The 14,884-nt window shown below is 34.1% G+C and carries 8 protein-coding genes and 1 other RNA gene; 4 read left to right on the top strand and 5 right to left on the bottom strand.

Annotation, left to right across the window (positions count from 1 at the left end; translation table 11 throughout):
* The first annotated feature begins 4 nt into the window (after window positions 1–4).
* Window positions 5–1,633, top strand: coding sequence for a glycoside hydrolase family 43 protein (locus IEV84_RS11965; RefSeq protein WP_229732668.1), 1,629 nt, complete (start codon window positions 5–7; stop codon window positions 1,631–1,633).
* 227 nt (window positions 1,634–1,860) lie between these two features.
* Here IEV84_RS11965 and IEV84_RS11960 read toward each other — a convergent pair whose 3' ends face one another.
* Window positions 1,861–6,237, bottom strand: a complete 4,377-nt coding sequence (locus IEV84_RS11960) for a hybrid sensor histidine kinase/response regulator transcription factor (RefSeq protein WP_188494510.1) — start codon at window positions 6,235–6,237, stop codon at window positions 1,861–1,863.
* A gap of 159 nt (window positions 6,238–6,396) precedes the next feature.
* Entirely contained in the window at window positions 6,397–8,931 is a 2,535-nt protein-coding gene (locus IEV84_RS11955) for a glycoside hydrolase family 95 protein (protein WP_188494509.1), read from the bottom strand.
* Between the two features lie 442 nt (window positions 8,932–9,373).
* Between IEV84_RS11955 and IEV84_RS16615 the strand changes: the two genes are divergently transcribed.
* Complete coding sequence (locus IEV84_RS16615; RefSeq protein WP_373282912.1) at window positions 9,374–9,511, top strand: DUF6922 domain-containing protein; 138 nt, start codon at window positions 9,374–9,376, stop codon at window positions 9,509–9,511.
* 99 nt (window positions 9,512–9,610) lie between these two features.
* Complete coding sequence (locus tag IEV84_RS16565) at window positions 9,611–10,033, top strand: thermonuclease family protein (protein WP_444542651.1); 423 nt, start codon at window positions 9,611–9,613, stop codon at window positions 10,031–10,033.
* 80 nt (window positions 10,034–10,113) lie between these two features.
* Here IEV84_RS16565 and ssrA read toward each other — a convergent pair.
* Together ssrA and IEV84_RS11940 are read right to left on the bottom strand one after the other, a co-directional pair.
* Window positions 10,114–10,511: a transfer-messenger RNA gene (gene ssrA / locus IEV84_RS11945) on the bottom strand.
* An 84-nt stretch (window positions 10,512–10,595) separates the two neighbouring features.
* Complete coding sequence (locus IEV84_RS11940) at window positions 10,596–11,813, bottom strand: serine hydrolase domain-containing protein (protein ID WP_188494627.1); 1,218 nt, start codon at window positions 11,811–11,813, stop codon at window positions 10,596–10,598.
* A 224-nt stretch (window positions 11,814–12,037) separates the two neighbouring features.
* Here IEV84_RS11940 and IEV84_RS11935 point away from each other — a divergent pair, with 224 nt between their 5' ends.
* Window positions 12,038–13,246, top strand: a complete 1,209-nt coding sequence (locus IEV84_RS11935) for an NAD(P)-dependent oxidoreductase (RefSeq protein ID WP_188494626.1) — start codon at window positions 12,038–12,040, stop codon at window positions 13,244–13,246.
* Between the two features lie 133 nt (window positions 13,247–13,379).
* On the opposite strand, the gene fumC is transcribed toward IEV84_RS11935, so the two are convergent.
* Window positions 13,380–14,765 (bottom strand): class II fumarate hydratase, encoded by a 1,386-nt coding sequence (fumC, locus tag IEV84_RS11930; protein WP_188494507.1) that lies wholly within the window; start codon window positions 14,763–14,765, stop codon window positions 13,380–13,382.
* Window positions 14,766–14,884 lie beyond the last annotated feature (119 nt).

The raw sequence follows: 14,884 nt of genomic DNA, 5'->3' as shown, positions 1-14,884 counted from the left end.
AAAAGTGAGAAAATTTAAGTTTGCTTCGGTATTTATTCTTTCTGTTTTAGGAAGTTCATTTGCCCAGAATGATAAAAAAAATATTTCAGAAGTCTGGGTTTCAGATTTAGGAAATGGCAGTTATAAAAATCCTGTTCTTTATGCCGATTATTCTGATCCGGATGTTTGCAGGGTGGGTAAGGATTACTATATGACGGCCTCCTCATTTAATTGCATTCCGGGTTTGCCTATTTTGTATTCTAATGATATGGTCAACTGGGAGTTGGTTAATTATGCATTGCCAAAACAACCGCCTTTTGAAGTGTATAATAAGATCCAACATGGTAATGGAGTTTGGGCACCTTGTATTCGTTATTACAAAGGTGAATTTTATATTTTTTACCCAGATCCTGATTTCGGGATTTATATGATTAAAACCAAAGACCCCCGCGGGAAATGGAGTGAGCCTGTTTTAGTAAAAGCAGATAAAGGTATTATTGATCCGGCTCCATTTTGGGATGAGGATGGAAAGGCTTATTTGGGGTACGCTCTTGCCGGAAGCAGAGCAGGATCTAAAAGTGTGCTTATGATTTGTTCTATGAGCGAAGATGCCACAGCAGCTTATGATGATGATAAGATATTATTTGATGGTCACGAAAAACACCAAACGGTAGAAGGACCTAAATTATACAAGAGAAACGGTTATTATTATGTGTTTGCCCCAGCAGGTGGTGTGGCCACAGGCTGGCAGTTAATTTTGCGTTCCAAAAATATATTTGGACCTTATGAAGAGAAAGTGGTTTTAGAACAGGGTAAAACCAATATCAACGGTCCTCATCAGGGTGCCTGGGTTGATACGGTAACCGGCGAAGATTGGTTTCTGCATTTTCAGGACCAGGGAGCTTATGGTCGTGTGGTACACCTTAACCCAATGTCATGGAAAGACAACTGGCCAGTTATGGGTGTTGATTATGATAAAAATGGCATTGGCGAACCTGTGTCGACTTACAAAAAGCCAAATGTTGGAGCGCAATATCCAATAGTAACTCCTCCGGAATCAGACGAATTTAATGAACCTTATCAGGGATTGCAATGGCAATGGCATGCTAATAAACAATTAGTCTGGGGTTATCCATCAACAGGAATGGGCTATTACAGAATGAATTGTATTACTAAGCCTGATAATTATGTGAGTTTATGGCAGGTGCCGAATATTTTGGCTCAAAAATTCCCGGCAAATGAATTTACCGCCACCGCAAAATTTGATTTTAAACCCAATTTTGATAATGAAGAATTTGGTTTCCTAATCATGGGAAGAAGTTATAGTTATATTGCAGTAAAACAAATTAAAGGAAAGTTGAAGTTGGTTCAGGCAATAGGAGACAAAGCCGATAAAGGAAAGGCGGAAATTAGTACCGAAATAGCCGATTTGACCAGTGGTTCACTGTATTTCAGAGTAAAGGTTGAAAATGGAGCCAAATGCCAGTTTTATTACAGCTATGATAATAAAAAATTCATGAAAGCAGGTGCTGAATTTAAAGCTTCAGAAGGAACCTGGATTGGCGCCAAAATGGGATTTGTGGCTTTAAGAGAAGGCAAAATTAATAATGCTGGTTATGTAAATGTGGATTGGTTTAGAGTGACAAAAGACTAAATTAGAATATCGATATAAAATTAAAAGGCTGTCTGAAAAGTAATTTTCGGACAGCCTTTTTTGGATTAAATGTAAAAATGTAAACTTTTTTAGGACGAGACAGTATCTACCTACTCAGCTTGGGTCTCGACTCCGCTCGACCTGACAATAGGAGTCGTATAATTGATTATTTTTGTCACCTCGAGCGTAGTCGAGAGGCGGAGTTTCTTCCCTTTAGTGTTAGACTTCTATTTATTTTCCTTACGATATTCACTCGGAGTTAGATGGTATTTGTTTTTAAAAGATTTAGTGAAGTATTTCATGTCTGAAAAGCCGGTCATATAGGCAATTTCTTTGATTAATAACTGACTGTTCATTAGTAACTGGGCAGCTCTTTTAATTCGTACATCTCGGATGAATTCAACAGGAGTATAACCCGTAAGACTTTTTATTTTGTAATAAAAAGAAGTGCGATTCAGTCCCACGACACTGCCTAAATCTTCTACCGAGAAATCATTGTTATCAATGTTTTCTTCAATGGCAAGCATTACTTTTTGCATGATTTGTTCGTCCTGATCCGTAATTAAATAAGGCTTAGGATTGTACTCTTTTGGGTCATCGCTTTTTTCGTAGGAATCAAAAATGCCCTGCAGTCTTTTTCGTTGTTCGAGTAAATTAACGATTCGCGCTTTTAAGTAGGAAACGCTAAAAGGTTTAGTGATGTAATCATCGGCACCATAAGAAAGTCCTTCCAGTTGACTTTCTATCGTAGTTTTTGCGGTTAAAAGGATAACAGGAACGTGACTGGTTTCGATATTGTTTCTTATCTTCTGTAAAAGTTCCACGCCGTTGAGTTTAGGCATCATAATATCACTGATAATAAAATCAGGAGTGGCTTCCAGAATTTTTAGGTACGCTATTTCACCATCTTCGGCTTCCAGAATTTCATAATCATCTTCGAGAACATTTTTAAGGAATGTACGTAGTTTAAGGTCATCTTCAACAACTAATATTTTTATTTTTTCCTGACTGTCTTCCGGATTATTATAAAGTGTTATCGGCTGTGTTTTGATTAATTTATTTTCAACTATTTCTTTAGATTCTTCTTCGGTAATAATTTCTACCTCGTCAGTAAAATGGCTGTATCCTTGTTTGAAAAACACAGAAAAGCTGCTGCCTTTATTGGTTTTACTTTCAAAATTAAGTTCACCATGATGTTTTTCAACCAGTTCTTTTACCATCGATAAACCAATACCGGTGCTTGGGTTATTGCTGTTTTTATTGAAAGAAGAAAAGCGGTTAAAGATGCTGTTGTGGTGCTCTTCGGAAATCCCAATACCTTCATCGATTACGGTTAATCCTATTTTTTTATCGTTTTTATAAATGCGAAGACGTATTGCTTTTTCATCAGGAGTGTATTTAAAAGCATTCGATAAAAGATTCATGATGATTTTTTCCAAAGCATTTCGGTCAGCCCATAATTTGATATCATCATCTAAAATTTCTAAGTTGTAGTTAATCTTTTTTTCCTGGGCAATTTCAATGAAATTATTAAAAATATCACTGGCAAATTCGGTTAAGTTTATTTCGGAGATTTTTAATTTCTGATCCTGAATTTTTCTGAAATCCAATATCTGATTAACGAGTCTTTGAAGTCTGCTTGTACTTTGGGATACGTAGGATAATTGTTTTTTTATGATCTCAGGTGTTCGGTTATCGTTTATTAAATATTCGATTGGGCCGGATATCAAAGTTAAAGGCGTGCGCAATTCATGAGAAATATCGATAAAAAACTTCTGTTTCATATCAAACATATCTTTTTCAATTTTGGCATTCGTTTTTAATTGGTAAATGGTAATCATTGTACGATTTATCAGAAGGATACACCCTATAATTAACAGCGCATAAATAATGTAAGCCAGCGTTGTATTCCAAATAGAAGGTTCAACTTTAATGCGTAAACTTCTTTCGTTTGCTACCCAATTTCCCTGACTGTTGGTCGATTTTACTTTAAAGGTATAGCTTCCCTTAGGTACATTGGTATAAAATGCTGTTCTCTGATTGTTGACAAAATTCCATTTCTCATCAAAACCTTCGAGTTTATAGGCATATTTGATGTTTTTTGGGTTTTTATAATCCAGGGCAGCAAACTCGATATTGAAAAAGTTTTGATTGTGTTTCAAAACGATTTTTTTATTGTTGTCCAAAGAAAGAATTAAAGGCGAATTATTACTATTGATTTCTACTTTCTTATTAAATAGCCGAAGATTAGTAAAAGCTAAATAGGGTGCATAATCATTGGTTTTTATTTGATTAGGAAAGAAGCGTACAATTCCTTCTGTATAGCCAAATAATAGTTCACCAGATTGTAGTTTTATTTTTGTTGCTTCAGAAAAATTTGTGTTGGAAAGAATCCACTTTAATTCAGGGAAAACTTCAAAGTATTCCTTTTTGTAATCAAAACGGGTTAATATATCATCAGTTGCTGTCCAGATTTTATGGTTGTTATCCTCAACTATAGAAAGCATATTCGCGGAGGGTAAACCTTCATTTCTTCCAAATGTTTTAAATTGAAGGGGAAATCCCTGATGATTTTTTGAAATCACTTTACTGATTCCGCCATCTGCTGTTGCTAAGATTGTTAGGCCTTTTTGGGTAATACAAATATCCATAATGTCATTACTCATTAAGCCATTTGGTTTATGGGAACTGATATTATAAGATTTTAAATTTCCCAGATTATGAAAACGATTTTTGCTTGATTTTATCGCTACTAAGCCTCCAGTACTACCCACCAGAATCACTCCTTCTTTAGTCTCTTTAATGCAACGAATCTTATTAAACGAATCTAATGGGTAATTTGTCCATCGATTTTTGTGGTTAATAAAACGAAGTTTCCCGAATTTATCCTCTTCAATAAGATTCAAACCATTGAATGTACCTATCCATATTAAACCATTATGATCTTCATATACCGAATAAATATCATTGCTGCTAAGGCTATAGTTATTTTTATTGTTATTTAAATAATGTTCAACTTTATAATGATATGCTTCTTTCAGAGGTGTCAATTTATATAGGCCGTCACCTCTTGTTCCAATCCAAACTGTTTGGTCTTTATCTTCAATAATACTATAAGCCGTTTTTGACCAGCTTGCAGATTGATTTAGCATTCCTGTTGGTGCAATCATGCCCAATTGATTTAAATTTTTATCAAAAAGTATGATTTGTTTTTGTTTTGTACCAACCCAAATATTTTGTCTTTTATCCTGAAATAGGGATCTGACGTTTCTGGGGGGATTTTGTAAAGGAGAATTTATAAAATTATAGTCGCTAAATGTAATTTTAGATAGACCAGTAGCTTCGATATTATACCATAAACTACCTTGGCGATCAAAAAAAGCGGTATGCAAACCATTTGATATTGAGCTGTTAGGTAGTTTAAAAGGAATAAGTTTTTTTTGAGCATTGTTAAATTTAGAAAATACACCTCCATATGGTTGAACCCAAATAGTTCCCTTTTTGTCAGTAATGACAAAGGCATTTAGAGGTGTGGTAGTATTTACCGGATCATTTTTAATTCCAGGAAAATTAAAAAGTTTTTTTAATTTAAAATCAAATAAGTAAATCCCCTTTTCTTTGGTAGTATTAAACCATAATTGATGTTGTTTTGTAAAGGCTATAGGTATTAAATCGTTTGTTTTTAATTGAGGTAATGTGTTTGAATCGAATTTAGTAATTACAGCAGTAATCAGATTGATTGTACAAAATCCTTTTTGGTCAGTTATTGCTAAAATAGTTTGAGGATCTAGTTTTTTTAATTGTATAATATTAGCATTTAATGGAAGGTTTTTTATTTTTAGTTTTTTGTTTTCTTTTGAAAAGATAACCAAGTTACCATTTGAACCCCCAAAATAAATTTCATCTTCCAATTCAATTGCACTATAGAATTCAAAATTTTTCTGATTCTTCTTTTGAAATGTAATTGATTGCTGTGCAGGTTTGAATGTATTTATTAAGGTTATTCCATTGTTAGTTAATATCCATGTTTGTTTTTTAGAATCTTCAAAAACATTGTTTATTTTGTTGTTTTTTAAGTTGTTATGTTTTTTGTGAAACACCTTTGTAGAGTATTTCGAATTGGAGACTAAAATACATCCATCATCATTTTTTGAAAGTAACCATACATTCCCGGATTTTGTGATTTTAATTTGTCCAATATTAAATTTTTTATTGACTAAGTTTGTTATAAGTTCCGGACTCCAAAAAGATTCTGTTCTAGGGTCGAAACAATATACTCTTGAGTCTATTGCTTCTGAGGTTATCCAAATTCTTCCAACAGTATCTTCAAGAATTTTATCAATACGATTATTTTTCATGATAATTTTATCTGAAACTTTGGGCTTGAAATTAGCAAATGAATAACCGTTATAGCGACTAAGTCCATTGGTAGTGGCGATCCAGATAAATCCCTTTTTATCCTGAATGATCCTGTTAATAATATTATGCGGAAGTCCGTCTTCTACGTGATATTGTTCGAATGCGTAGTTTTCCTGACTGAATATTACGGAGTGATACAGCAGATTTAGAATTAATATTAAATGCTTTCTTAAAAAGGTATTCATTGTAATTTTAGTGAGATTAAAACAAAATTATACAATAATAATTTTATTAATTTTCTTTTTGGCTTTACTTATTTAAAGTTTGTTTTTTTTTAAGTGTTTATTGAAAATGATTTCTTCCTAATAGAATACATCTGTTTTTTGAATAAACTTTTAATTTTTTTATTTTTCTGTTATTTGAAAAGTATAGCTCTTTCCTTTTTCGGTGGCAGTGTCATATTCAAAAACTGGAGGAGCTTTAATTTCTCCTAATTTAGCTTGAGAAGAAATTTTTGCTTTTTCTATAGGTTGAAATTTATAAAAATGGTTAGAATTGTCTCCCTTAGCTTTTGTTAAATTTTTTCCCATTAGTTTATTGTAGCTTCTTAATCGAAGGTTTCCACCCAAATTAGATTTAATCGTTACACTATACAATTTGTTGTTTTTCCATTCCATATTTTCAATTTCAAATCCTCCTCGAGCTCTTAAACCTGATACAGAACCGTCTTTCCATGCATCCGGTAATGCTGGTAGAAAACTTAGGGCACCATCATGGCTTTGTATCAACATTTCTGAAATGCCTGCTGTGCAGCCAAAATTACCATCAATCTGAAATGGAGGATGAGCATCAAACATATTGCTGTATGTTCCTCCGTCAGGCTCTTTTATTGTGGCACTTGCAGGTTTTAAATTCAACTGATTTTGAATTAATTTGTAAGCATGGTTACCATCTAAATAGCGTGCCCACAAACATACTTTCCATCCCATTGACCATCCTCGGCTGGCATCGCCTCTGCCAATCAAAGAATTTCTTGAGGCTTCAAAAAGTTCAGGTGTTTTAAAAGCTGATATTTGGCTACCCGGAAATACACCCCATAAATGAGAAAGATGGCGATGAGAATCATTTTTCCGATCCCAATCTTCAATCCATTCCTGTAATTGGGAGTGTTTTCCAATTTGCATAGGGGGTAATTGGGAACGAAGATTTTCGAGTTGTTTTGAGAAATCTTTATCAATTTCCAGAATTTTAGATGCTTCAATAGTATTAGATAAAAGATCGAATACCAATTGGTTATCCATTGTTACACCGGCAAAAACGTTGCATCTTTCTTTAACGACGCTACCATCAGGTTTTGTTTCTTCATAGTTATGCAAGCCTGGTGTGTGCTCAGGGGAAATGGATGGTGATACTACCAGATAACCTGTTTTTTTATCTTTAATTAAAAAGTCCTGATAAAATTCAGAGGCACTTTTTAGTATAGGATATATTTCTGTCAGATAATTTCTGTCACCTGAAAAAAGATATTTTTCCCATAGATGCGAACTGAACCAGGCATTACAGGTAGGCCATATTCCAGCTGTTTTGTCAACAGCTCCAGTCATTCTCCATAAATCAGTATTATGATGAAGCGTCCAGCCACGGCTGTTGTACATTTCTTTAGCAGTTTGTTTTCCGGTAATGCTCACGTCTTTTACCAGTTGTATAAAAGGATCGTGACATTCTGTTAGATTGGTAACTTCTGCCGGCCAGTAATTCATTTCGACGTTGATGTTTGTGGTGTATTTACTGTCCCATGCAGGGTATTGTCCTGAATTTGGATTCCAGATTCCCTGTAAATTGGCTGGTTGTGTTCCTTTTTGCGAAGAGCTAATTAGTAAATATCTACCAAATTGAAAATAAGTTGAAACCAGTCCGGGGTCATCATTAGTTGCAAATTCTGCAATTCTTTGGTCAGTAGGTTTGTTTTTCTGAGAAGATTGCCCAAGATTCAATGTAACTCTTTTGAATTGTTTTTGGTAAGCTGTTATATGGTCTTCTTTGGCTGTTTCATATTTTTTTGAAAAATTAGTCAAATATTCACTTGCTTTCTTTTCGGCATCTCCGGAAATATCTTTATAGTTTATAAAATTAGTTGCAACCGAAATATAAATAGTCACTTCGTCAGCATTGGATACATTGATATTGTTATATTCCGCATTTTGTATTCCGCCTTTGGAGTTAACTTTAATTTGGCAGTTAAAATGGAGTAAATTTAAAATGTTTTCTTCTTTTTCCCGGGTACATTTTCCTGTAGCGATAAGGAGTTCGTTTTGTTCTGTTGGTACAGTTGTAGCTACTATGGTCATATTTTTCTTTAACGGACCAGAAAAGGAAGTGCTGAAACTAATGCTTCCTTTTTTACTGGATGTTAGATGAATAATAATTAACTGGTCAGGAAAAGAAGTGAAAATTTCTCTTAGGTATTCAATATTACCAATTTTATAACTAGTAGTTGCTATTGCTGTGTTTAAATCTAGTTTTCTATTAAAATGACTGAAATTTTCATGTCCGGGAAAATTTAATATGAGATTGCCTATCGATTGATAAACCTGTCCATGAGAAGTGCTGTTTCGATTGGCTATGATATCGGTTAATGCCAGTTTTTGAGCTTCTACATAGTTTTCGTCTTCCAAATATTGTTGTATTTTATGGAGACTTTTTGACGCATTAGGATTGTTGTTTTGGTATGGACTTCCTGACCAAAATGTATCTTCGTTAATTTGAATAGTATCACGTTGAGGAATACCATATAGCATAGCTCCCAATCTTCCGTTTCCCAATGGTAAGGCATCAGTCCATGCTTTTGATGGAGTACTATACCATAAAGTTAAGTCATTTTGAGCAAAAGAATATGAATAGCCAAATAATAGTATTATGAGGAATAGCGTTTTTTTCATTTTTGGTTTTTAATTGAAATAATTCTTTTGTTCATTAAGGGAATTAAGATTTTGATTTGTTTTTTTTGTAGTCAAAAACATACATAAATAAACAGCAAGGTAGAGCAAAATTATTATTTAAATAAGTAAATAAGAGGGCTTATTTACATTTTTAATAGGGCTATTTAACAATTTATAAATTAGAAAATAAATTTAATCACATGCAAGGTGCTGGAAAAGAGAGTTTTTTGTGTGTAGTCTTCCCTGAAAATTTAATTATCAAAAATAAAGGTTTTCGAGCCAATTCCCTCTTTAATTTGATTTTGAAATATAACTAATCTAAAATCAAAATCCACCAACTATTTTTGACCACATTACCAAAAATAAAGTAAAAGAAATCCCGTACAGATTTACCAAACTTAAGACAAGTGTTGTTTTGTCGTACTGAAATAACTACAATTGATTGGGAAAAACACAAAAAGCCATTATCAAAAGAGTTTTTGAGCGTGGTAATGAGATGGAAAAAAATGAAATTATTCGTTTTTATGGTGCTAAAATAGTTGATACAATATTAAATAATCTATTCCTAAATAATAAATAGTACCTGTTGGGCGAAATTATTTGAAGTAAATTAAATTGATTAGATATCGGTCAAGACGCTGAAAATCAGTGTATTGAAGTCGATAAACAACCAATATCGATATCAAATATAGTTAAAAATTATTTTAAGGTTTTAAAAGTTATAAGTTCTTTGAATCATGATTCAGCATTTAAGATAAGAGTAGGACGAAGTGGCAAAATGTCTGATTTAGAGATTGTAGCACTTAGTTTGACAGCTGAATTTATGTCTATTGATAGTGAAAATTCACTTTTTAAACAAATTAGTCCAAGTATGATTTCTAATTTAATCCAGGAGGAAAATAACCTTTTTGATAAATATGGCAGAACTTTAGGTTATTTGATATTACCCAATGGAGATATGTTAAACGAAACGATGATAAAGGAAGGTTATGCAAAGCCATACAGCGACGTTTTTTGCGAAAAGCTTCCAATATATCAACAATGGAATTTAGAGGCTAAAACAGCTAAAAAAGGATTGTATTCTATTGTAAATAAGTTTTAAAGTGTTGTTGGGAAAATGTCGGGAAAATAGATAAAAAAAATCCGTAATCACTTGTTTTTTTAGTGTTTTACGGATTTTTTAAGTGGAGTCGCCGGGAATCGAACCCGGGTCCAAACAAGCAACTAAAGAGCTTTCTACACGCTTATTTCCTGATTGAATTTTCGATGTTAAGCAAGGCCAGAAACAGCCACTTAACACTTATCTTCTTAATTTTCGAAAATCACCCGAAGCTCATGATAATCTAGGTCTATTTTTACGGTTCCCCTGAACTGAACGCCACAAACCAAGGCTTTCAAGGAGAATCCAGCTTCCCTACCTTGTAGGGACGTGGCGCAATCGTACTATAATTCGGATTATGCAGCTAAAGCGTAGTTATTTTCGCCGTGTAAAAGTTTGAGATCTTATATTTACGAGCAAGGTCTCAATGCTCGACGTGCTTACTGTTCAATTCGACTTGCTGTCAAAACCAGTCGACCCCAGTTTTATACTCAAAAATTTGAGAGTGCAAATGTACAATTTTATCTTTTACTATTAGTATTCGAAAAAAATGTTATAGCAAAAATTATTCCTCTTTATCCTCTTTTCCTAATTTGAACGGATAATCACCAAACAAAGGAGCTATTTTTTTTACCTGATAGGTTTTTGTTGTAAACTTATTAGATAGTGCAATGATAGTGAGTTTTTCTTTTGGCAATGAAATATAGGATGAGGTGTTTCCGTGCCACCATCCGTTGTGAAAATAGAAATTTTGTCCGGTTTCCCAGTTAATCATTCGGATTCCAAGACCATAGTTTTTCTCTCCTTTACGTTCTTGACTAAAAGGCGTATAGACCAGTTTTAGTAATTTTGGACTTAAAAAATCTGGTGAATTTCTAGCCATATCAAACTTTAGTAAATCTCTGGGAGTAGAATAGATGTTTTTATCTCCGTAAATTTTATCAAGATAATCTTTCCCTATTTCTACTTTATTCCCTTTATAAGAGGTAACAGCTGAGTCTTTATCTTTTTCGTAATCAAAAACAAAAGTATGATTCATTCCTAATGGTTTAAAAATCATACGCTCCATTGCTTTTTTATAACTAAGTCCTGTTGCTTTTTCGATAATAAGAGCTAAAACGGCATAGTTTGTATTACAATAAGCAAAACGGGTTCCTGTTCTGGATTCAAGACCAATGTTTTTTGTGGCCATTAAATGCACAATGTCTTTGTTAGACAAGATGTCATGACGATCCCAAACTCCATCTTTTTTATCTGTGAAATAAGCATAATTGCGCATACCGCTGCGGTGATTTAAAAGCATTTTTACCGTTACTTCAGGAAAAGGGAAAGTTGGTAAAATGGTATTTACCTTTTGGTCTAAACCAATTTTTTTAGCATCAATTAATTTTAAAACAGCGGATGCCGTTAAAACTTTGGTTACTGATGCCAGATGAAGCGGAGTAGTGGCTGTAATAGGTCTTTCGTCTCTAAAATTAGCCATTCCTTCGTATTTTTCAAATATAATCTGACCGTTTTTTGCCACCAAAAAACTACCGTTCATACTGTTGTTAGGCCAGTTTTTATTATAAAAATGCTCTATTGCATTTTTTTTAGAATTGATGTATTGTGCGGTTAATTTAGGAAGTTTTGTTTTGGGAGGCTCCATGTGAGGGAGTGTATCCTTAGGTAACTCGTTGTCTGAAAGTATTCCTTCTTTATTCTTTTGGTTACACGAACTAAAAACTAAAATAAGCGTGAGTAATTGTAGTATATTTGTTTTTTTTATCAAAATCATTGTCATAGGGCTATAATGGCAAATATATAGAATCAAACGCTTTTGTTTTCTGTTTTTTTTAATGTTAACAGAATTTTTTGAAAGTTTTTGAAGAACTTTTTTCTATCTTTTTGGCTTTCAGCTTTTCATGTTTTTTGTCTAAAAAGGAAATAATTTAACAACTAAAAATCTTGTTTTTGTATGTAGTAAAATACTGTTTGAAAATGAGAAATTATAAGGAATATCGATATATGAAATTTGGAATAATAAAAGAACGAAAAACTCCGGCCGACAAAAGAGTGGTTTTTTCGCCAAGTGCATTAGTAAAATTAAAAACACTTTATCCGGAAGTGAGTATTAAAGTTGAAAGTTCATCTGTTAGAACATTTACTGATGAAGAATATCAAAATTTAGGTATTGAAGTGACGAATGATATCAGCGATTGTGATGTGTTGTTTGGCGTAAAAGAAGTTCCTGTTGAAGATTTGATTCCTAAAAAGTCTTATTTCTTTTTTTCGCATACTATAAAAAAACAACCGCATAACAGAGCTTTGTTACAGGCTTTATTGGCAAAAAATATTGATTTTTATGATCATGAAACGATTGTAGATGCTCATAATCATCGTCTGATTGGTTTTGGATATTATGCAGGAATGGTGGGAACTTATAATAGTATCCGTGCATTCGGAATAAAATTTGAATTGTTTAAATTACCAAAAGCCGAAACACTTTCCGGTAAAGAAGATTTGATTCGTCATTTAAAAAGAATCACATTGCCTCCCATTAAATTTGTGGTGACGGGAACGGGAAAAGTAGGAAGTGGGGTAAAAGAAATTTTAAATGCCATTAAAGTCAAATCTGTTACGGTGGAGAATTATTTGACTAAAAACTACACGCAGCCGGTTTATACTCAAATTGATGTTTTAGAATACAATAAAAGAAAAGACGGAACAGTTTTAGAAATAGCCGATTTTTTCAAAAATTCTCAGGATTACGAAAGCAATTTTGAGCGTTTTACTAAAGTTTCCGATATCCTGATTACGGCACACTTTCATGCTAATGAAGCACCTCAAATTCTCAGCAGAGCAATGCTTCAGTCTAACGATTGCAAGATAAAAGTAGTTGCCGATATCTCCTGTGATATTAATGGACCAATTGTCTGCACACTACGTTCTTCAACTATCGAAGAGCCTTTGTATGGCTATTTGCCAATAGAAAATAAAGAAGTGGATCTTTTTCATCCGGCAGCGATTGTGGTGATGGCGGTTGATAATTTACCTTGTGAATTGCCAAAGGATTCCAGTGAAGGTTTTGGCGAAATGTTTTTAGAACACGTAATTCCCGCTTTTTTCAATGGGGATAAAGACGGGATTTTACAACGAGCAAAAATCACCGAAAAAGGCAAATTGACTCCAAGATTTAGTTATTTACAAGATTTTGCAGATTATAAATTGGTCTGATTTTTACCGCAAAATACGCTAAGAAATTACTTAGGAAAGTTTAAATAAAAACGCAAAGTCCGCAAAGATTTGTGAACTTTGCGTTTTTCAAAACAATAAGAAGAAAGAGCCTTACGGACTTTGCGGTTAAAAATCACACCATCTCCTCCGGTTTTACCCAGTCATCAAAATCTTCCGGAGTTACGTAGCCTAAACGAACCGCTTCTTCTTTAAGAGTAGTTCCGTTTTTATGAGCAGTTTGGGCAATTTCTGCGGCTTTGTAATAGCCTATTTTAGTGTTTAGGGCAGTTACCAGCATTAACGAGTTGTCAACCAGTTCTTTGATGCGTTTGTAATTAGGTTCAATTCCCTGAGCGCAATGTTCGTCAAAAGAAACGCAGGCATCACCCAGTAATCGTGCCGATTGCAGAAAGTTAGCCGCCATCAAGGGTTTGAAAACATTCAATTCATAATGTCCCTGCATTCCGCCAACACTAATGGTAACATCATTGCCCATAATCTGGGCACAAACCATAGTCAGGGCTTCGCATTGGGTAGGATTGACTTTTCCGGGCATGATGGATGAACCAGGTTCGTTTTCAGGAATCAGGATTTCTCCAATTCCCGAGCGTGGCCCTGAAGCCAGCATTCGAATATCATTGGCAATTTTATTCAGGGAAACTGCCAATTGTTTCAATGCTCCATGCGATTCTACAATGGCATCATGAGCAGCTAAGGCTTCAAATTTATTTTGGGCCGTAACAAAAGGTAGTCCTGTAAATTGAGCAATATATTGAGCCACTTTTATATCATAATCTTTGGGAGTGTTTAATCCGGTTCCTACTGCGGTTCCGCCCAGAGCAATTTCGGATAAATGAGGTAAGGTATTTTTCAGTGCTTTTAGACCAAATGACAATTGAGCGGCATATCCTGAAAGTTCCTGTCCTAATGTTAAAGGTGTGGCATCCATTAAATGCGTACGACCTATTTTTACTACAGCTGCATATTCGGTTGCTTTTGCTGCTAGGGTTGCCTGTAATTTTTCTACTCCGGGAATGGTAATTTCCATAATCGCTTTGTAAGCCGCAATGTGCATGGCGGTAGGGAAGGTGTCATTAGAGGATTGTGATTTATTCACATCGTCATTGGCTTTGATAAAAGGTTCGCCTTCGCTAATATTAAATCCTTTTAAAACTTGTGCCCGATTGGCTATAACTTCGTTAAGGTTCATGTTGCTTTGTGTGCCTGAACCGGTTTGCCAGATTACTAATGGAAATTGATCGTCTAATTTTCCTGCAAGGATTTCATCGCAAACGGCAGCAATAGCATCTCTTTTTTCAGAACTTAAAACACCCAAATCACAATTGGCAAAAGCAGCCGCTTTTTTAAGATAAGCAAAACCATAGATGATTTCCATAGGCATAGAAGCTGAAGAGCCTATTTTGAAATTATTTTTAGAACGTTCCGTTTGAGCACCCCAGTATTTATCGGCAGGAACCTGCACTTCGCCCATGGTGTCTTTTTCTATTCGATAGTTCATGATTTTCTTTGTTTAGAGTTCGATTTGTCTTGAAAAATCTCTGTAAAACTTTTTTAATTAACAAAAAGCTGTTTAAATGTACGCATAAATGTATTTTTATGAAAATTGACTGTTGTTTT

Origin of the sequence: Flavobacterium palustre (genome assembly GCF_014639535.1) — a bacterium.
GTDB classification, from domain to species: Bacteria; Bacteroidota; Bacteroidia; order Flavobacteriales; family Flavobacteriaceae; genus Flavobacterium; species Flavobacterium palustre.
This window is presented reverse-complemented; position numbering and strand designations above follow the sequence as displayed.